The organism is Agromyces tardus, from assembly GCF_003710805.1.
Lineage (GTDB): Bacteria > Actinomycetota > Actinomycetes > Actinomycetales > Microbacteriaceae > Agromyces > Agromyces tardus.
Window position 1 is genome coordinate 18,564 of the sequence record NZ_RHHB01000007.1, and the last position, 19,174, is coordinate 37,737.

Consider the following 19,174-nt stretch of genomic DNA (forward strand, 5'->3'; position numbering starts at 1 on the left):
GCTGCGTGCGGACTTCGGTGTCGCGGATCGTGAATGGGGAATCGATCCTGCGGTACAGGTTGACCCCGCACGGCCGCTTTGGCCATTCGGACTCGTGCTGCGGTGCGTTAGCGAGCGCCTAACGTGGCCTCGCATTCGTACTGTTCACAGTGAAACATGCTTTCATAGAATGAAGAACTAGGGCATGATGGGAGGCAGTCAGAGAGGACGTACTCCATGCCCGCATCACCCTTCCCCGCCGACTTCCTCTGGGGCGTCGCGACCGCCGGCCACCAGAACGAGGGCGACAACGTCGACAGCGACACGTGGTTCCTCGAGCACGTGTCGCCCACCGTTTTCCGCGAGCCCTCCGGCAGGGCCGCGAACGGCTGGGAGCTGTGGGAGTCCGACCTCGACCTCGTCGCGGGCATGGGGCTCAACGCCTACCGCTTCTCGGTCGAGTGGGCCCGCATCGAGCCCGCCGACGGCGAGTTCTCCGACGAGGCGCTCACGCACTACGAGGCGCTGGTCGACGGATGCCTCGCCCGCGGCCTCGCCCCGATCGTCACGTTCAGCCACTTCACCTCGCCGCACTGGTTCGCGAAGCGCGGCGCCTGGCTCGACGCCGAGGCGCCCGCCCTCTTCGCCCGCTTCTGCGGCGTCGTGATGGACCGCTTCGGCGACCGCATCGCCATCGCCGTCACCTTCAACGAGCCCGACCTGCCCGAGATGCTCACGTGGGCCGACCTGCCCGCGTTCGTGACCGAACTCGAGCGCGCCACCCTCGAAGCCGCCTCGCGTGCGGCCGGCGTCGAGCGCTACCGGGCGGGCAACGTGATGCTGCCCGAGGACTTCCCGGCGATGCGGGCCGGCATGACGGCCGCGCACCTCGCCGCGAAGGCGGCCGTCAAGGAACGCCGGCCCGACCTGCCCGTGGGACTGTCGCTCGCCATCGTCGACGACGCGGCGGCCCCGGGCGGCGAGGCCCTGCGCGACCGCAAGCGCGCCGAGGTCTACGAGCACTGGCTCCTGCTGGCCCGCGACGACGACTTCGTCGGCGTGCAGAACTACGAGCGCATCACCCACGGCCCCGACGGCCCGCTCCCCCCGGAGCCCGGCGCGACCGTCAACGGCATGGGCACCGCCGTCGAGCCCGACTCGCTGCGCGGCGCCGTCGAGTACGTCCACGCGGTGAGCGGCGTGCCCGTGCTCGTCACCGAGCACGGCATCAGCACCCCGGATGACGCGATCCGCGCCGCCTTCATCGAGCCCTCGCTCGTCGGGCTCGAACAGGCCATCCGCGACGGCGTGCCCGTGCTCGGCTACTGCCACTGGACGCTCATGGACAACTTCGAGTGGATCTTCGGATACTCCGCGCAGCTGGGCCTGCACTCCGTCGACCGCGAGACGTTCGAGCGCACGCCCAAGCCGAGCGCCGCCGCGTACGCGGCCGCGGTGCGCGCGCGCCGCGCACCGGCCGAGGTTGCAGCCGCGGCGGCGACCGAGGCGTGAGCACGCTCCTGGCGGGCGCGGCGTGGATCCGCCCGCACGAGCCGGTCGTCGCCGAGCCCGGGCGGCGACCGGCGCACGTGCTCGCCGCGGAGTTCGAGCTCGGCGACGACGTGCGTGCGGCCTCGCTCGGCGTCACGGCGCACGGGATCGTCGAGGTCTTCCTCAACGGCGGGCGGGTGGGCTCCGACGAGCTCGTGCCGGGGTTCACCTCCTACCGCAAGCGGCTGCAGGTGTTCACCTACCCGGTGGGCGAGCGGCTGCGTCCGGGCCGCAATCGCATCGAGGTGCTGCTCAGCGACGGCTGGTTCCGCGGGCGCCACGGCTTCGAGCGCCGCGCCGACGGGTTCGGCGCCGAGACGGCCCTGCTGCTGCAGCTCGACGTGGTCGACGGCACCGGCGAGCACGTCGCGGTCGCGACCGGCGCGGGCTGGCGGTCCCGGCCGAGCCACATCACGCGCGCCGATCTCATGGACGGACAGGCGGTCGACTTCCGGCTCCTCCGCGAGCGCGACGGTGCGACCGGCGACGACCTCGCGAGCGACCCCGACGGCGGCGCCCGCCCGTGGCATCCGGTCGCCCTCGCCTCCGGCGGCCTGTACGACGACCGCGATCGCCTCGTGGTCCCCGTCGCCGAGCCGGTGCGCCGCGTCGAGACACTCGTCCCGGCATCCGTCACCCGTCCGCGCCCCGGCACGGCGGTGATCGACGTCGGCCGCAACATCAACGGCTGGCTGCGGCTCGACGACCTCGGCCCGCGCGGCACCCACCTCACGCTCACGCACGGCGAGGTGCTCGACGCCGACGGGCTCGTCTCGACCGAGAACCTGCGCGCGTTCGTCTTCGCCACGGGCGAGCGCCTCCCGGCCGGGCAGGTCGACGAGGTCATCTCGGCCGGCCGCGCGGGCGACGTGTTCGAGCCGCGCCACACGACCCACGGGTTCCGCTACGTGCAGGTCGACGGCGTCCCCGACGGGTGGGATGCCGCGGGCGTGCGCGCCGTGGTCGTGCACACCGACCTGCGCGCGGTCGGCGAGTTCGCGTGCAGCGACGAGCGGCTCGACGCCCTGCACGAGATCGGCCGCTGGAGCTTCCGTGGCAACGCCTGCGACATCCCCACCGACTGCCCGCAGCGCGAGCGCTCGGGGTTCACGGGCGACTGGCAGGTCTTCGTGGGCACCGCCGCGCTGCTCTCCGACGTGCACCGCTTCTCGCAGAAATGGCTCGCCGACCTCGCCGCCGACCAGTGGCCCGACGGGCGAGTGCCCACGGTGATTCCGAATCCCGCCGGCGACGGGCCCTCGGGGGTCGTGTTCGAGGATCTCTCCGCCGGTTCCGCCGGGTGGGGGGATGCCGCGGTGCTCGTGCCGTGGGAGCTGTGGCGCAGCTCGGGCGACCTCGAGGTGCTGCGGCGGCAGCTCCCGTCGATGCTGCGGTGGGTGCGGTACGCGGCGAGCGCGGCGGCGGCCACGCGGCATCCGGACCGCGCCGCTGCCCGGCCGGAGCCGGCGCCGGCGCCGTGGGAGCCGTACCTCTGGGACTCGGGATTCCACTTCGGCGAGTGGCTCGAGCCCGGGGTGCCGCCCCGGCCCGACCCGTCGGCCGACCACTCGATCGTCGCGACGGCGTTCCTGCATCGATCGGCGCACCTCGCCGCGGCATCCGCGGAGCTGCTCGGCGAGGCCGACGTGGCGGCCGAGTGCGCGCGCATCGCCGAGGGCGCGCTCGACGCGTGGCGCCGCGAGTTCGCGACCGCGCCCGGCCGCCTCGCCATCGAGTCGCAGGCGAACTACGCGCGCGGGCTCGCGTTCGGGCTCTTCCCGCCCGCCGACCGCGACGCCGCCGCAGCCCGCCTCGCCGAGCTCATCGCCGAGAACGGCGGCCACCTCGGCACCGGCTTCCTCAGCACCGGCCAGCTGCTGCCCGCCCTCGCCGACCACGGCCAGGCGGATGCCGCGTACCGCACCCTGCTCTCGACGGGCGAGCCCTCCTGGCTCGGCATGCTCGAGCACGGCGCGACCACGGTGTGGGAGTGGTGGGACGGCATCGGCGACGACGGCACCGTGCGCGGCTCGCTCAACCACTACAGCAAGGCCGCGGTGCTCTCCTTCCTGTACACGCACGTCGCCGGCATCCGGCTCGACGCAGAGCCGGGGTCGGATGCCGCGGGCTATCGCCGCGTGCGCATCGCCCCGCTGCCCGGCGGCGGCCTCGACTGGGCGCGCGCCTCCCTCGAGACGCCGCTCGGCAGCCTCTCGTCGGCGTGGACCTTCGACGATGCCGGCCGCTTCCGCCTCGAGGTCGAGGTGCCCGACGGGTGCGTGGCGAGCGTCGAGCTTCCCGACGGGACGCGGCACGCTGCGGCATCCGGTCGTCACGTGTTCGAAGCCGCGTTGCTCGGCGCCTGAGCCCTCGCGTCCGCAGCGCCGCAGGGCCGAGATCGGTCGAGGGCTTCGTCGCCTCAGTCAAACAGCGCGATCGAGGGAGATCGGGCACCGGGCGAATTTCTGCATGCCGTCCTCGCTCACGGCGCCCGGCGACGGCGGATCGCGATCGCGATCCCGATCAACACCAAGCCGATGAGGAGGACGATCGGGCCGATGGTGGCCCACAACGAGGAACCGCTCATCACCGAACCGCGCAGCACGTCGAGGCCCTGCAGGGTCCAGACCAGCCCGACGACGCTCAAGACCACGCCGGGGACGAGGAACGGCCAGATTCGCTTCACAGGCCCACCCTAGTTCGGCGGTGCCGATCAGGACGGAAGCGCTGCTCAGCGCGGCAGCGGGTTCGGGCCGGTCGCGGTGACCAGCCGCTGCGGGACCCAGCCGTCGACATGGCGGATGCCGTCGAACGTCCCGCCCTGCAGCTCGACCACCGAGCGCAGCGGGCGGCGGTGGAACTTCACGTGCGTGAAGTCCTCGAACAGGATGTAGTACGGCTCGTTCCACTCGTTCTGGAACTGCTGGCCGGTGAGCGCCGCCCGGTGCCGGCGGGAGAACGCATCGACCTCCTCGCCCACCACCACCCCGAAGTGCTCCATGCCCATCTTGTACACGCGCTGGTGCACGGGCGGGATGAGCTCGATGAGCGGGATCTCCTTGCCGTCGAGGACGCGGAGCGGCTCGGCCAGGAGGATGAGGGACATCGGCCGCCCGTTCCAGACGTTCTCCATGTTGGCAGCGGCGTGGCGTTCGAGCAGGGTCCGCACGTGCACGTACTGGTCCCACTCCGGCACGCGGAAGGCGAGGTGGCCCAGGTCGTACGGCGCGATGTCGATGCCTCGGGCGATGAGGCGGTCACGCTGCTGCGCGGTGAACGCCCGGTAGTCCCCGATGATGTCGCCCACCGGATCGGCCATCGAGACCCCCTCTCTCGGCGGCATCCTACGCCCGGGCGGGTGGCGATGGCATCGAGATCGGGCACCACACGATGACGATGAGGTCAGGGCAGCTGGCGCATGCGCACGCGTGGCATGACCGCGGACATCAGCCAACGCGGCATCCGGAACATCGGGCGGCTCCTGCCGAGCGCGTCGATGGCGGCCATCTGGTCCTCGGTGAGTTCGAAGTCGTCGATGTCGATGTTCGCCGCGATATGAGCGGGATCGGTGGACTTCGGGATCGCGACGAAGCCCCGCTGGGTGTGCCAGCGGAGGATGACCTGCACCGGCGACTTGCCGTGGGCCGCTGCCGCCGCGGTGATCGCCGGCTCGCCGAGGAGCCCCTTCGACCCGTGCCCGAGCGGGTACCACGCCTCCGCCACGATCTCGTGCTGCGCGAGGTAGGGAAGCAACGCCGGCTGCTGCCAATGCGGATGCAGCTCGACCTGATCGATCACCGGCCGCACCCGAGCCGAATCGAGGAGCAGCTCCAGGTCGGGCACGGCGAAGTTGCTCACTCCGATGGACCGCACGACGCCGCGCTCGACCGCGTCCTCCATCGCCTTCCACGCGCCGAGCACATCGCCGACGGGCTGGTGGAGGAGGAGCAGGTCGATGTACCCGGTGTCGAGGCGTTCCAGCGATCCGTTGATGGTGTCGCGAGCCTTGTCGAGCCCGTAGTCGGAGGGCCAGAGCTTGGTCGTGAGGAAGATGTCCTCGCGGGCGACGGTCGAGGACCGGATCGCCCGGCCGACCGCTCGCTCGTTCCGGTATGCGATCGCGGTGTCGACCAGCCGGTAGCCGGAATCCAGTGCCGTGGTCACGCTGGACTCGCACTCGGCGACATCCGTCACCAGGTAGACCCCGAGCCCGATCCGTGGGATCGTGGCGCCGTCGTTCAAGACGATGTTCCCGTTGATGGACATCCCGGTGGTTACTCCTGGGCTTTCCACAAGATCTGACGTATCGGCCCGGCCTGGGACTTCGACTCGACGAACTCGTAGGACTCTCGGACGATCCGCTCGAGCACTGGCAGTTCGACATCGCCGAGCTGCCTGATGTAGACGCAGTATCCCGTGGTGGTGTGCTTGCCCAATTTCGCCAGGAGTTCCGAGTGGCGTGCTGTGCCATCCATCAGATAGATGGTCAGTCGGCCGTTCCTCGGATAGAAGCCGATCGTGTGACCGTCGCCTTCGCGTCCGCTGTCGTATTGGTAGTGGTAGGTGCCGAACCCGAGCGTGCCGACATTCCACAGCGTCGGCTCGTGCCCGCTGATGCGCTGCATCATCTCGATGAGCCTCTCGCTGTCCTCGAGCGTCTGCTCATCGAGCGAAGCGGGGTAACGCTCGACTGAGCGGCCGTCGTGGTCGGTCATTCCATCTCTCATCGTCTCCGGCCCAGTGAGGGCGTCGATCCCTGGACGCTACTCCATCGCGAGTGGGGCGGCAGCCTGCCATTGCGCGCGGGGAGATTGCGGGCCACTATGTGCGGATCGCACTCACCGTCGAAAGGGCCGCGGATGCCGGAGACCACCTGCCACATGTCGATCTCGCTCGACGGTTTCGTCGCCGGGCCCGACCAGAGTCGCGAGGACCCACTCGGCAAGCGCGGAATCGAGCTCCACCGCTGGCACATCGGCGACGAGCGGGCCACCGAGGCCGACGAGATCGCGGCCGGCTGGCTGATGCGCCCACGTGGCGCCTACGTGATGGGCCGGAACATGTTCGGGCCGATCCGCGGGGAGTGGGAGGAGGACTGGCGCGGCTGGTGGGGACCCGAGCCGCCGTACCATGCACCGGTGTTCGTGCTCACCCACTACGCCCACGAGCCCATCGAGATGGAGGGCGGGACGACCTTCTTCTTCGTGACCGACGGCTTCGACGCCGCCTACGCACAGGCGCGTGAGGCGGCCGGTGACGAGGGCGTGGACATCGCGGGCGGCGCCTCGACCGTTCGGCAGGCGCTCGCCGCGGGGGTCATCGACGAGCTCACGCTCGACATCGCTCCGGTGCTGCTCGGGTCCGGCGAGCGGATCTTCGACGGCGTCGACTCGTTCGGGTTCGAGCCCGTGGAGGTGCTGCATTCGCCGCTCGCCACCCACATCCGCTACCGCCGACCGGCGGCCCGATGACGACCCGATGCACGGGTCGGCGGAGAGGGAAGCGATGAGACCACTTCGATACTCGATCAACGTGACACTCGACGGCTGCTGCCATCACGAGGCAGGGATCCCTCCGGACGAGGAGTCGATGCGCTACTGGACCGCCCAGATGGAGCGAGCCGATGCGTTGCTGTTCGGCCGGGTGACCTACGAGATGATGGAGTCGGCGTGGCGGAAGCCGGCCACGGGCGCGTGGCCCGACTGGGTGGGTGAGTGGCAGTTGCCGTTCGCCGAGGCGATCGACAGGGCGAAGAAGTACGTCGTGTCGGCCACGCTGGACGGGGTCGACTGGAATGCCGAGCTGGTGCGCGGCGACGTGGGGCAAGCGGTGCAGCGGCTCAAGCAGGAGCCAGGCGAGGGCCTGTGGGTCGGCGGTGTGACCCTCCCTGTGGCGTTGGCAGACCTGGGCCTGATCGACGAGTACGAGTTCGTCGTGCAGCCGGTCCTCGCCGGGCACGGCCCGACATTGCTCGCCGGTCTGCGCGAGCGGATCCAGCTCGAGCTCGTGGATCGCCACGAGTTCCGGTCGGGGGCGGTCGCCCTTCGATACCGGCCCACGCGAGCGACGTCGTAGCCGCGATCGGACGCATCATTCGCGGCAACGTTCTTCCAGGACGACGTCGTGGGACCGTGAGCCGCGAAGCGCCAGGAGCGTGCGTCCATACGCATCATCATTCTCCCGGCGCCACGTAACTATGGGGCGTGGCGCAGCCGGAGCACGAGCTGGACCTCCACGGCGGCGTCGAGCGGCAGGGCGGTCACGCCGACGGACGTGCGCGGATGAGGGCCGAACGCGACGCCGACCACCTTGCTCGCTCCGTTCGCGACGAGATGCTGGTTGGAGAAGTTCGGTGCGCTCGCGACGTAGACGGTCATGCTCGCCACGTCGACGTCGTCGAGTCCTCCAAGGTGACGGTGCGCTGCGCTCAGCGCGTTCAAGGCGGCCAGTGCGGCCTGGTTCGTCCCGTCCTCCTCGGAGACCTCGTCTCCCACGCGCCCTCGGACCTGGAGTTCGTCGTCGACGAACGGGACCTGCCCGGAGAGGAAGACGAAGTCGCCGACGGTCTTCGCCGGGAGGTAGTCGGCTCGCGGCTCCGGAACCGCGGGAAGCACATACCCCGCGTCCATCAGGCGTCTGCCGACGACCGTGGATGCCTGAGGTGTGGAAGTCATTTCAATCGCCTCCGCGAAACATGACGTTATCTCATGTTAGTGCCACCCGGTGCCGTGACTGCGACGGTGGGTGGTTCGGTGATGGCCTCGCACGCGAATCCGGCCCGCCGGGCCGCCCTCGTGGGGCGATCCCGGCGGGCCGGTCAGGAGGCGGAAGCGGTCGTCAGCCGCGGCCCTGCTTGGCGTACGGGTTGAGCAGCGCGTCCTTGATCTCGTCGGGCACGCCCTCCTCGGTCGCCGAGGGGCCGTCGGCGGCGGGGAACGACTCGGTCATCGACATCGGCATGACGCTGTTGCGGTAGAAGTTGTTCGAGCCGAGCGAGGGCTTCCAGGTGTTGGGCTCCCAGTCGGGCACGTAGTTGCGGTAGCCGCCCGTGTTGAGCTCGATGCGGAGGGTCGATGGCTCGCGGTAGTAGAGGAAGTTCTGCTCGCCGATACCGTGGATCGAGGGACCGTACTCGATCGGCACGCCGTTCTCCATGAGGAGGTCGGCGGCGATGAGGAGCTCCTCGCGGGTGTCGACCCAGAACGCGTAGTGGTTGATGCGTCCGGCGCGGGTGGAGCCGTCGAGCACGACGCCGAGGTCGTGCGACTTCTCGTTCGTGGTGAGCACCGAGAACACCGAGATGGGCGCCTCGTCGAGCACCGTGCGGGCCATGATGCGGAAGCCCAGCACGTCGTTGTACCACTTCGCGAAGGCGTCGACGTCGCTCGTGGCGACCGTGACGTGATCGAGCTGGCGCGGAGCTCCGGCGATCCTGCTGCGCCGCGAGGGGCGGTCGGGGTAGATCGACGCGGCCTCGCTGTCGGTGTCGTGGTGGTGCTCGACGTCCCAGTGCAGGGTCATGCTGTGGCCCCACGGGCCGGTGAAGCGGTAGGCGCGGCCGATGTGCGGCACGTCGTCGACCCACTCGCCCTCGACGCCGGCGGCCTCGATGCGCTTCGCGGCCTCCTCGAGCGCCTCGGGGCTGGAGGTGCGCCAGGCCATCGTCGCGAGCGAGGGCTCGGCACCGGGCACGACCACGACCGAGTACGCGTAGTAGTCGCCCCAGCAGCGCAGGTAGACGGCACCGTCGACGCGGTCGACCACGGTGAGGCCCACCTGCTTCTCGTAGAACTCGACGGATGCCTCGACGTCGGGCGACGTGATGGCCACGTACGAGAGGTGGGAGAGCAAGCTGATCATCTTCGATCCTTTCCAGGGGGGCTCGGAACTTGCCCCAAACCCACTCTCGCGGGGAGGCGGTCATCAGGGAACCCGATTCTGACTATGCCGTGAATCGCTCGTGCTGATATGCAGACGGGGCGCCGGACCCATCGGTCCAGCGCCCCGTCCCATGCGCGGAGAAGCGGCTACTTCGTGCTGAACGCGGCGTCGAAGGCGGCGGCGGGCGGGGTGATCTCAGCGAGGGCGCGCACGAAGGCGAGCGCCTCGGGCGCCCCGATCAGCCGGTCCATGCCCGCGTCCTCCCACTCGACGCTCGTCGGGCCCTCGTAGCCGATCGCGTTGAGCGCGCGGAAGAGCGGCTCCCAGCGCACGGCGCCGTGGCCGGTGGAGACGAACGTCCACCCGCGCCGCGGGTTCGCCCACGCGAGGTGGGAGCCGAGCACGCCGTTGCGACCATCGAGGTTCGTGATCGATTCCTTCACGTGCACGTGGAAGATGTGCTCGGCGAAGTCGAGCACGAACGCGATGTAGTCCAACTGCTGCCAGACGAAATGCGAGGGGTCGAAGTTGAATCCGAAGCTCGGGCGGTGCCCGATCGCGTCGAGGGTGGCTTTCGCGGTCCAGTAGTCGTACGCGATCTCCGACGGGTGCACTTCGAGCGCGAAACGCACGCCCACCTCCTCGAACACGTCGAGGATCGGGTTCCAGCGGTCGGCGAAGTCCTGGTAGCCGCGGGCGATGAACGCGTCGGACGCCGGCGGGAACATCGCGACGGCCTTCCAGATCGACGATCCGGTGAAGCCGTTCACCGTCTTCACGCCCAGCTTCGCCGCCATGCGAGCGGTGTCCATGAGATCCTCCGCCGCCCGGCGACGCACGCCCTCGGGCTCGCCGTCGCCCCACACGCGGTCCGACAGGATGTCGCGGTGGCGCTCGTCGATCGGGTCGTCGCAGACGGCCTGTCCGGTGAGGTGGTTCGAGATCGCGAACACCGACAGGCCGTTGCGCTCGAGGATGTCGAGCCGCGACTGGACGTAGGCGGCGTCATCCCACCGCGAGACGTCGAGGTGATCACCCCAGCACGCGATCTCGAGGCCGTCGTAGCCCCACTCGCCGGCGAGCCGTGCGACCTCTTCGAACGGGAGGTCGGCCCACTGGCCGGTGAACAGGGTGATGGGTCGTGCCATTGCTCTCTCCTTCAGGTGGATGCCGGGACGCTCACGGCGACGCGAACCCAGGACGATTCGTTCTCGGCACTGCGCTCGACCGCGTCGAGCACGCGCTGCACCGAGAGGCCCTCCGCGAAGCTCGGGTGCGGGTCGCTTCCCTCGGCCACGGCAGTGACGAAGTCGACGACCTGGTGGCTGAAGCCGTGCTCGTAGCCGAGCATGTGGCCGGGCGGCCACCATGCCGCGACGTACGGATGCCGCGCCTCGGTGACGAGGATCTTCGTGAAGCCCTGGCGGTCGTCCGGCGTCGTCCGATCGTAGAACCGCAGGCTGTTGAGGTCTTCGAGGTCGAACGCGAGAGCGCCCATGTCGCCGGACACCTCGAGGGTCAGGGCGTTCTTGCGACCGGTGGCGAAACGGGTGGCCTCGAACGACACGAGCGCGCCGCTCGAGAGGCGACCGGTGAAGATCGCGACGTCGTCCACGGTGACTTCGCCGTACCCCTCGGCGGCCACGCCGGACAGGCCGGAACCCGAACCGAGCAGCGGCCGCTCCTTGACGATCGTGTCGATCGTGCCCGAGACGGCGTCGACGGTCTGCCCGGTGACGAACTGCGTCATGTCGATGATGTGCGCGCCGATGTCGCCCAGCGCGCCGGAACCGGCGTGCTCCTTCTGCAGCCGCCACGCGAGCGGCATCTGCGGGTCGACGAGCCAGTCCTGCCGGTACGCCGCGCGCACCTGCTGGACCGTGCCCACGACGCCTTCGGCGATGAGGTCGCGCAGGAAGGTCACCGCCGGCACGCGACGGTACGTGAAGCCCACCATGGCGCGGATGCCGCGGGCGGCGGCGCGGGCAGCGGCATCCGCCATCGCCTCGGCCTCGTCGACGGTGTTCGCGAGGGGCTTCTCGCACAGCACGTGCTTGCCGGCCTCGAGCGCGGCGATCGCGATCTCGGCGTGGGAGTCGCCGGGGGTGACGATGTCGACGAGGTCGATGTCGTCGCGCGCGATGACCTCGCGCCAGTCGGTGGCCGACTCGGCCCAGCCCCACTTCGCCGCGGCATCGGCCGTCGCCGTCGCGTTGCGGCCCACGACGACGGTCATCTCGATGTCGGCCGGCAGGTCGAACACGTGGGGCGCGGTGCGCCACCCCTGCGAGTGCGTCGCCCCCATGAAGCCGTGGCCGATCATGGCGACCCGCAGCACCGGCCGCTGAGCCTGTCGAACGGTCATGCCAGCACGACCTCGCGCTCGACCGGGACGCGGTTGGTGACGTACCGGCCGGGCCCGCCGTCGACGCCCGGCATGATCTGCATGTACAGCAGGCGCATCGTGAGCACGACCTCGACGGTGAGCTTCTCGCCCGCCGCCGGTGCATCGTCGAGGGAGATCACGACGTCGGGCCGGTCGGCGACGAACCAGAGCGTCTCCCACTGGTCGGGCAGCTCCTCGATGCGGTAGCTGCGGCCCTGGAGCTCGAAGCGCAGGCGGTCCTTGGGGACCTCCACGCCGTTGACGGATGCCGCGACGTCGTCGACGGCCGACAGCCAGAGGCTGCGGTACCAGGGGAGCTGGACCGAGACGGCGATGCCGTCGGCGGTGCGACGGACGTCCTGCTCGGAGAAGAGGGAATTGTGCGTGGCCATGATCGGTCCCTACTTGAAGGTGTCTGCGAAGGTGTCGTGCGCGACCGGCGGCACCGGTTCGAGCTGCTGCACCGTCGTGGGGCTGTACGGGTGGTTCGTGCTGGGCACCGGCTCATCGGCGGGCGGCATGAACACCGGCTTGCCGTCGTCGCCGAAGTACATGAGGTCGAGGTCGAAGGCGCCCTGGTTCTTCAGGCCGAAGCTGACCCAGTTCTCCTCGAAGGGCGCGCGGGCGAGCTCGTAGCAGCGGAACTTCCAGAACCTCCACTCGCCGTCCTGCTTGAGGAAGTCGATGGCGTACTTGCACCAGACCCAGTGCGCCCAGACCTTCTTGCCGAGGACCTCGTCCGGCGAGTACATGTCGGGGAACGCCTCGGCCACCGTCGGGTCGGTGAGTCCCGACTCGGTGCCGGCCATGAGCCAGACGCCCTTCGCGGTCTCGCCGTCGGCGGCGACCTCGATGACCGGGGTGGTGGTCGCGTGGAGGATGAGCTTGCCCTCGGGGCTCGGCCGGTCGCGGTGGTAGCGGGTCACGCTCTCCCACGTGGTGTACTGGCCGGCGTTCGTGTAGCGGGCCCGGATGCCGGGCGTGCCCTCGGCGACCCACAGCGGGATGATCTGCTCGTCCTGGAACGCGTTGTGCAGGTACATGTAGCGGTTGAAGAGGTTCTCGACCGCCCCGCGGTCGGCAGCGTGCTGCGCGAGTGCGCGCACGGCGCCCACCTCGTCGCGCAGCGCTGCCAGCTCGGCCTGGAGTTCGGCGATCTCAGACAACGGCCCGCGCCTTCACGGTGTCCTCGATCGCCTGACGCATGAGCGCGTGCTGCTTCTTGACGAGGTCGATCGGGTCGGATTCGCCGAGGTCGGAGAACGCGTGGCCCTCCCACTCGCTGGAGAGGTAGCCCTGGTACCCGCCCTCGACGAACTGGCGCACGATGCGCGGGATGTCCATCGCCGGCTCCTGCCCGGTCTCGTCGATGTCGTAGAACTTGGCGTGCACGTGGAAGATCTGCGGCATGATGTCGAGCCACTCCTCCGGCGGCACGAGCCCGTGCATGTTGAACGCGAGACGCGTGAACGGACCGAAGCGCAGGAAGTCGACGCCTTCGCCCGAGAGGTAGTCCTCGAACTTCTGGTTGCGCACGTGCATCGGCGTCGGCTCGTGCCAGATCTCGTCCATCACGGGGAAGTGCTTCTCGTCCATGCCCATCTGGCCGAGCGTGCGCAGCAGGGTCGGCGACAGGCTGTGCATCGTCGACGAGAAGTCGGCCGTGAAGCCGAGGCGCTCCGACTGCAGCTCGTCGTACATCTCGCGCATCTGCAGCACCTGCGGGTTGTTCGGTCCCGACGGCGCGTGGATCTCGTAGCCGAGGTACTGGTCGTACTTCTCGGCCAGCGGCAGGAGGCTGCGCAGCAGCTCCTTGCCGTGCGACCGGATGACGACCTTCTTGAAGCCGAGCGTGTGCGCGGTCTTCAGCTGGCGCGCCAGGAAGTCGTGCTCCTCGTCGGGCGTCATGTCGCGGTCCTTGCGGCGACCCATGTCGAGGTTCGTGCCGATGGCGCTGGGCTCGAGTTCGTAGCGGTCCATGCTGTCGCGCCAGATCGTGACGAACTCGTCGTCGACGTCGGGGTAGGTGCGCAGCATCTGGGCGATGTTGAACTCGATGCCCGGGCCGAGGCCGTGATCGGCCGCTGCCTTGATGAGGGTATCGGGCGTGTAGAGCCCCGCGGCGAACTCGGAGGTGAGCGAGTAGAGGGTGATCCCGAGCTTGATCCCGGTGCCGGCGATGCCGTTGTCTTCAGTCATTTCTGTGTCCCTGAGCTTGTCGAAGGGGGTCAGCCGCGGACGGGCTGCGCGAGGTGGGAATCGAGGATGCGGCGTGCTTCCGCGGCATCCGTGATCATGCGGGAGCCCGCCGCCTCGGCGGCCGAGCGCTGCACGGCCTGCTCGCCGCGGATGATGTCGAAGGGGCTCTGCCAGTGGTTCCAGTGCCAGCCCTCGTACTCGCTCGAGATCGCACCCGAGTAACCCTGCTCGACGAGCAGGCGCACGAGGTCGCGCACGGGAACCGAGGGCTCCTCCCCCGTCTCGTCGATGCCGAAGAACTTGCCGTGCACGTGCCGGATCCACGGCATGATCTCGAGCCAGTCGTCGACCCGGGCCGGGCCGAACAGGCCGGTGCCGTTGATGCCGAAGTCGATGCCGAGGTCGGGGCGGCCGTTCTGGGCGGCGAGGCCGATGAACGCGCCGAACCGCTGTCCGTGCTCGGCCTGGTCGGCGGGCGGGCCCTGCTCGTAGAACGTGTTCCACAGGTCGACCACCTTGGCGAGCAGCTCGTCCGACGCGCCACGACGGCGGTACGCCTCGAGCAGCGACGGGGCGAAGCCCGTGACGGTCGCGCCCCAGTCCATCGTGAAGCCGAGGAAGGGGGACCCGACCTGCTCGTACCGGTCGCGCAGCGCGAGGATGCGCGGGTGGGAGGCGTACTGGTCGGCGTGCACCTCGAGCGCGAGCGTCACGCCGTGCGCTTCGGCGATCGGGGCGAGCGCCTCCATCGAGTCGGGCGTGATCGAGATCTGCACGCGCGCGATCGGGAAGCCGAGCTGTGCCGCCGCCTTGATCTGCAGGGTCATGTACTCGATGAGCTCGTCCTGCGTGAGCAGGCGATCGCGATGGATGCCGATGTCGGCGTTCACCGCGAGCGACGTCGTGACCAGCCCGGTCTCCGCGACCAGGTCGCGGAACCAGCCGGCGTACGCGTCGTCGACGGCCGGGAAGCCGCGGAAGCTCGAGAAGCCGATGATCTCCAGTCCGGGGCCGTAGCCCTCGGCGGCGACCTTGCGGACCAATCCCTCGAGGTCGTACTCCCGGGCGTGGAAGGCGCGCGTGAAGCTGTAGAGCGTGACGCCCTGGATGGGGGTGCCGAGTGCGCGGGTCATGCCTGCACCGCCTTCATGGTCTTGCGGTCGTGCTCTTCGATGTGCAGCGTCTCGCCGTCGCCGATGATGATGTACGGGATGTAGAGCTTCAGGTCGACATCGACCTGGTGCTCGGCGTCATCCGCCTCGACGGGCAGGTCGCCCGACAGCACCGCGGAGTCGGTGGGGAACCACCACTCGCCGGTCTCGTCGACCAATTCGTCGAAGCCGAACTCGCGGCCGTTCATCTGCCAGCGCAGCGACTCCGTGGGCGCCTCGACCCCGTCGATGCGCAGCTTCGCACCGGCGATGCAGGACCCGGGGAGCGCCCGGTACCAGGGCAGGCGGACCTCGACGGCGGAGCGTGCGCCGGTGGTCGTGAGCGTTCCCTGCTCGATGATGCGATCGGGGATCACGAGAGCCTCCAGGTTCTGTGCCGACGCAGTCGGCGGGACATCTTTGTCATGGTTTCTACATCCTAAAGTCTGAATTCGACATAAGCAAGGAGCTAGACGGAACTCGCGAGTTCCTGCGCGATGGCCCGTGCGCCTCGGACCGCGAGCGCGACGCCGGTCAGCGTCGGGTTGCACGCCGTCGCCGTGGGGATCACGCCGTTGCCGGCGACGTACACCCCGGGTGCGGCCCAGACCTGGCTGTCGGGGCCGCAGACGCTGGAGCCGTCATCCGTCTCGCCCATGCGCACGGTGCCCTGGTAGTGCAGCGACGACCCGAGCGGCATCGTGAACGGCCGCTCGTCGAGTGGCTCGCCGACGGCCTTGCCCAGGCGCACGATCTCGTCGCCGGCCCGGGAGATGGTCTCGTGATCCTTCGGCGTGAGCGTGTAGTGGATCGTCATCGCGGGCATGCCGTAGGCGTCGGTTTCGGCCTCCGAGAACTCCACCCGGTCGGACTCCTGCAGGTCCTTCGCGCAGAAGAGCCCCAGGCCGACGATGGACCCGGGCGCGACCGGGTCGTCCTCGGCGAGCGGCACCGGCGAGGCGTCCAGCTGCATGATCTGCCCGTGGAAGGGCATGTCGTCGGTGAACGGGACCCAGCTGACGCCGGACTGTTCGCTCAACCCGGTGGCACCGGAGCTGTCGGCGGCATCGGCGACGACATCCCGGATCCGCGAAGCGAAGACGATCTGCGCCTGGTCGTTCAGGTAGCGCCCGAGCGCAGTCGGACGGATTCCGGACGCCCACAGCAACTGGGGCGTGCGCAGCGCATCGGCGGCGACCACGACGAAGTGAGCGCGCACGGCGTGCGTCTCGCCGGTGCGCCGGTCGGTGACCTCGACTCCCGCAGCTCGGCCGGCCTCGAGCAGCACCCGCGTGACGAGGCTCTCGTCGAACAGCGTGAAGTTCCCGTTCCCACGGGTCACGTCGCCGAGCACGACGTCCGATCCCGACCAGACGAGGCGGCCGTCGTCGCGACGGTGCACCGCGAGCGGCATCTTCTGCACGCGCGTCTCCGGTGAGCGGCCCTCGTCGATCGCGGCGACGAGGCGATCCCGCACGAGCTGCGCATACGGCGACGCGTCGAAGGCATCGCTGGTGACGCCCAGGAGCCGCTCGCCTTCGCCCAGCAGCTCGTCGAGGTCGGACAGGAAGGCGATGCGCTCGCTCCCGCCAGGTCGCGGACACGCGCCGGTCCAGTGCGCGGCCATGCCGCCGACGTTGCTCGACATCGCCGCCACGGGCAGCCCGTCTTCGCCCTCGACCTGGTAGCCCGTGTCGAGCAGGAACGTGCCGGGGCGGCCCCGACGCTCTCCGCTCTTGACGGCACCGGGGTTGGCGACCGTCGCCGCCCCCGCCCCAGGGCCGGCGGACAGTTCCTGTGCTCGAGCCCGCTCCGCCGGATCGGCGATGTTCTTCACGTGCGCCCCGGGAGGGTCGGACACGGTCGGGCCGACCTCGAACATCGCGATGGTCGCGCCGGGTGCCTGCTCGCTCAGGACCCGGGCGTAGGTCGCGCCCGCCGGTCCGCTGCCGACGATCGCGACGTCGACCGCCTCGGGGTAGGTCCGCACGCTCATGCGTCGGCCGCGAGCTTCTGGATGAGCTTCACCGACTCGGCCGACGCCGTCGTCGGGTAGTACTCGAGGCCGATCGGGCCGTCGTAGCCCGACCCCCGCAGCAGCGCGAGGGAGGCCGGCCAGTCGATCGACCCGCTCCCGGGCTCGCCGCGTCCGGGGGCGTCGGCGAGCTGCACGTAGCGGATGAGATCGCCAGCGTTCGCGAGTTCGGCCGCGACATCCTCGCCCTCGACGGTCGAGTGGTACAGGTCGTAGAGCACGCCGAAGAACGGCGAGTCGACGCCGCGCGCGACGTACACCGCCTCACTCGTGCGATCGAGCAGCGACCCCGGGTGGTCGACGCGCACGTTGACCGGTTCGAGCACGAGGGTGATGCCCGAGCCGTCGATCTGCGCGACGGCCTTCTGGTAGATCTCGATGAGCTTGTCGAGCTGCACCTGGCGCTTCCAGCCGCCGAACCCGGTGCCGCTGCCCACGACGATGCGGGGCGTACCGAGCTCGTGCGCGATCTCCACGCCCTCGTCGAGCTTGCGGAAGAACTCCGAGTGATCCCACGGCGGGATCATGAACTGCGTGCGCGGCTCGGCGAGCTGGGCGGTCAGCTGGGTTCCGGTCTCCTCGAGCGCGGCCTTGAGCGCGGGCAGGTCCTTGGGGGTCGACGGCGCGTCGACCCCGGTCGGCCCCCACATCTCGACGGCGGTGAAGCCGGATGCCGCAGCCGCGCGCACGCGGTCGTGATAGTCGCCGGCCTCGGTGAAGAGGAGTTCGATGTTGGGTGCGAGCTGGTACATGGAGGCGTCCTTCGGTGGTCAGAACATCGGATGGTCGTGGGCGGCATGCACGGGGACCTGTTGCAGCACGTCCCAGTGCTCGACGATCCGGCCGTCCTCGAATCGGTAGATGTCCGCGACCGCGGCGTCGGGAGCGCCGGGGCGGGAGGCTTTGACGTGCACCATCGCGAGATCGCCGTCGACGAGGATGCGCTGCACCTCGAACCGGGCGTCCGGCGAGCCGTCGAACTTCGGCGTCAGCATCGCGATCGCCGCCGCCGGGCCGTCGCCGATGGTCGGGTTGTGCTGGCGGTAGTCGTCCGCGACGAGCTCGGCGAAGGCATCCGCCACCCGCTTCCGGGTATAGAACAGCTCCACGAACCGCTCGAAGGCGGCCCGGTTGTCGGTGCTCATCTGCCGGTCAGCCCTTCAGCCCGCCGGCGAAGCCCTGGATGAACCGCTTCTGGGCGAACATGTAGAACAGCAGGATCGGGATCATCGAGATGATCACGACGGCGAAGATCTTGTTCCACGCCGAGACGAGCCCGCCGACGTACGTGTACATCGCGACGGGCAGCGTCTGCGTCTCCGAGCCGCCGAGGAAGATCAGCGAGTTGAAGAAGTCGTTCCAGACGATGAGGCCCGCGAGGATCGCGACCGTTCCCGTCGCGGGCGACATGAGCGGCAGCACGACCCGGAAGAAGGTCTGCGTCGGCGTGGCCCCGTCGATGACCGCGGCCTCCTCGTATTCGGTCGTCATGCCCCGGAAGAAGCTCGCATAGAGGAACACGGAGAGCGGAAGCAGGATGCCGATCCACAGCAGGATCATGCCGAGCGCATTGCCCGTGAGCCCGACGGTGCGCGCGCCGATGTAGAGCGGCACCGTGCCGAGCTGGGCGGGCAGGATGATCGCGATGAGCACGAGGTAGTAGGTGAGGGTGCTCCACGTGCGGGTGCGGCGCGCGATGACGTAGGCGGCGATCGAGCCGAGCAGCACGAGGCCGAAGATCGCCCCGGCCGTGATGATGACGCTGTTGACGATGCTCATCGGGATGCTGTTGCGGCCCGTGGTGGTGAGCACCTCGACGAACGCGCCGAAGTCGACCGTGGTCGGCGGCGCGATCGCGCTCGTGGTCAGCGCCTCCTGGTCGGTCTTGAGCGAGGTGACGACGAGGATGTAGAGCGGCAGCAGGCCGATGAGCGTGACGAGCCAGACGAGCAGTTCCCGGAACGCGGTGAGCTTGGTATAGCGGAACATGGC

General features: G+C 69.6%; 21 protein-coding genes. 4 read left to right on the plus strand and 17 right to left on the minus strand.

The window, feature by feature from the left end:
• Positions 1 to 216: 216 nt before the first annotated feature.
• Both EDM22_RS06275 and EDM22_RS06280 read left to right on the plus strand, forming a co-directional pair.
• On the plus strand, positions 217 to 1,491 hold the full coding sequence (locus EDM22_RS06275; protein ID WP_122936214.1) for a glycoside hydrolase family 1 protein: 1,275 nt from the start codon (positions 217 to 219) through the stop codon (positions 1,489 to 1,491).
• Positions 1,488 to 3,896: an alpha-L-rhamnosidase gene (locus EDM22_RS06280; RefSeq protein ID WP_122936215.1), complete on the plus strand. Its 2,409-nt coding sequence runs from the start codon at positions 1,488 to 1,490 to the stop codon at positions 3,894 to 3,896. The genes EDM22_RS06275 and EDM22_RS06280 overlap by 4 nt, the downstream gene beginning before the upstream one ends.
• Before the next feature lie 116 nt (positions 3,897 to 4,012).
• Here the strand turns inward: EDM22_RS06280 and EDM22_RS06285 are convergent, their stop codons facing one another.
• The 4 genes from EDM22_RS06285 to EDM22_RS06300 form a co-directional block, all read right to left on the minus strand.
• The gene (locus EDM22_RS06285; RefSeq protein ID WP_170964041.1) at positions 4,013 to 4,216 is read right to left on the minus strand and encodes a hypothetical protein; all 204 of its coding nucleotides are present in this window, start codon (positions 4,214 to 4,216) and stop codon (positions 4,013 to 4,015) included.
• Positions 4,217 to 4,261: 45 nt separating this feature from the next.
• Positions 4,262 to 4,849 carry a VOC family protein gene (locus EDM22_RS06290; RefSeq protein WP_170964042.1) on the minus strand — a complete coding sequence of 196 codons (588 nt, stop codon included), beginning with the start codon at positions 4,847 to 4,849 and terminating at the stop codon, positions 4,262 to 4,264.
• Between the two features lie 83 nt (positions 4,850 to 4,932).
• A complete protein-coding gene (locus tag EDM22_RS06295; RefSeq protein WP_122936217.1) occupies positions 4,933 to 5,796 on the minus strand; it encodes an aldo/keto reductase in 864 nt (287 codons plus the stop codon).
• 8 nt (positions 5,797 to 5,804) lie between these two features.
• Positions 5,805 to 6,245: a DUF1801 domain-containing protein gene (locus EDM22_RS06300; protein ID WP_170964043.1), complete on the minus strand. Its 441-nt coding sequence runs from the start codon at positions 6,243 to 6,245 to the stop codon at positions 5,805 to 5,807.
• Positions 6,246 to 6,389: 144 nt separating this feature from the next.
• Between EDM22_RS06300 and EDM22_RS06305 the strand changes: the two genes are divergently transcribed.
• Positions 6,390 to 7,001 (plus strand): dihydrofolate reductase family protein, encoded by a 612-nt coding sequence (locus EDM22_RS06305; protein ID WP_122936219.1) that lies wholly within the window; start codon positions 6,390 to 6,392, stop codon positions 6,999 to 7,001.
• Positions 7,002 to 7,035: 34 nt separating this feature from the next.
• Positions 7,036 to 7,605: a dihydrofolate reductase family protein gene (locus tag EDM22_RS06310; RefSeq protein WP_122936306.1), complete on the plus strand. Its 570-nt coding sequence runs from the start codon at positions 7,036 to 7,038 to the stop codon at positions 7,603 to 7,605.
• Between the two features lie 119 nt (positions 7,606 to 7,724).
• Here EDM22_RS06310 and EDM22_RS06315 read toward each other — a convergent pair whose 3' ends face one another.
• From EDM22_RS06315 to EDM22_RS06375, 13 genes are all read right to left on the minus strand, one after another.
• A complete protein-coding gene (locus EDM22_RS06315) occupies positions 7,725 to 8,204 on the minus strand; it encodes a RidA family protein (RefSeq protein WP_122936220.1) in 480 nt (159 codons plus the stop codon).
• Positions 8,205 to 8,367: 163 nt separating this feature from the next.
• Entirely contained in the window at positions 8,368 to 9,390 is a 1,023-nt protein-coding gene (locus EDM22_RS06320; RefSeq protein ID WP_122936221.1) for a VOC family protein, read from the minus strand.
• Between the two features lie 167 nt (positions 9,391 to 9,557).
• Positions 9,558 to 10,559, minus strand: a complete 1,002-nt coding sequence (locus EDM22_RS06325) for a sugar phosphate isomerase/epimerase family protein (protein WP_122936222.1) — start codon at positions 10,557 to 10,559, stop codon at positions 9,558 to 9,560.
• Positions 10,560 to 10,570: 11 nt separating this feature from the next.
• Positions 10,571 to 11,776, minus strand: coding sequence for a Gfo/Idh/MocA family protein (locus EDM22_RS06330; RefSeq protein WP_245989249.1), 1,206 nt, complete (start codon positions 11,774 to 11,776; stop codon positions 10,571 to 10,573).
• Positions 11,773 to 12,189: a C-glycoside deglycosidase beta subunit domain-containing protein gene (locus tag EDM22_RS06335; protein ID WP_122936223.1), complete on the minus strand. Its 417-nt coding sequence runs from the start codon at positions 12,187 to 12,189 to the stop codon at positions 11,773 to 11,775. The genes EDM22_RS06330 and EDM22_RS06335 overlap by 4 nt, the downstream gene beginning before the upstream one ends.
• 9 nt (positions 12,190 to 12,198) lie before the next feature.
• Positions 12,199 to 12,963, minus strand: coding sequence for a nuclear transport factor 2 family protein (locus tag EDM22_RS06340; protein WP_122936224.1), 765 nt, complete (start codon positions 12,961 to 12,963; stop codon positions 12,199 to 12,201).
• Entirely contained in the window at positions 12,956 to 13,996 is a 1,041-nt protein-coding gene (locus tag EDM22_RS06345; protein ID WP_122936225.1) for a sugar phosphate isomerase/epimerase family protein, read from the minus strand. Before EDM22_RS06345 ends, EDM22_RS06340 begins: the two co-directional genes overlap by 8 nt.
• Before the next feature lie 29 nt (positions 13,997 to 14,025).
• Positions 14,026 to 15,129: a sugar phosphate isomerase/epimerase family protein gene (locus EDM22_RS06350; RefSeq protein ID WP_122936226.1), complete on the minus strand. Its 1,104-nt coding sequence runs from the start codon at positions 15,127 to 15,129 to the stop codon at positions 14,026 to 14,028.
• Positions 15,126 to 15,524, minus strand: a complete 399-nt coding sequence (locus tag EDM22_RS06355) for a C-glycoside deglycosidase beta subunit domain-containing protein (protein ID WP_122936227.1) — start codon at positions 15,522 to 15,524, stop codon at positions 15,126 to 15,128. The genes EDM22_RS06350 and EDM22_RS06355 overlap by 4 nt, the downstream gene beginning before the upstream one ends.
• A gap of 92 nt (positions 15,525 to 15,616) precedes the next feature.
• Complete coding sequence (locus EDM22_RS06360) at positions 15,617 to 17,143, minus strand: GMC oxidoreductase (protein ID WP_122936228.1); 1,527 nt, start codon at positions 17,141 to 17,143, stop codon at positions 15,617 to 15,619.
• Positions 17,140 to 17,934, minus strand: a complete 795-nt coding sequence (locus tag EDM22_RS06365; RefSeq protein WP_122936229.1) for a TIM barrel protein — start codon at positions 17,932 to 17,934, stop codon at positions 17,140 to 17,142. The genes EDM22_RS06360 and EDM22_RS06365 overlap by 4 nt, the downstream gene beginning before the upstream one ends.
• A gap of 18 nt (positions 17,935 to 17,952) precedes the next feature.
• Positions 17,953 to 18,327: a nuclear transport factor 2 family protein gene (locus EDM22_RS06370; protein ID WP_122936230.1), complete on the minus strand. Its 375-nt coding sequence runs from the start codon at positions 18,325 to 18,327 to the stop codon at positions 17,953 to 17,955.
• A gap of 7 nt (positions 18,328 to 18,334) precedes the next feature.
• Positions 18,335 to 19,171: a carbohydrate ABC transporter permease gene (locus EDM22_RS06375; protein ID WP_122936231.1), complete on the minus strand. Its 837-nt coding sequence runs from the start codon at positions 19,169 to 19,171 to the stop codon at positions 18,335 to 18,337.
• Positions 19,172 to 19,174 lie beyond the last annotated feature (3 nt).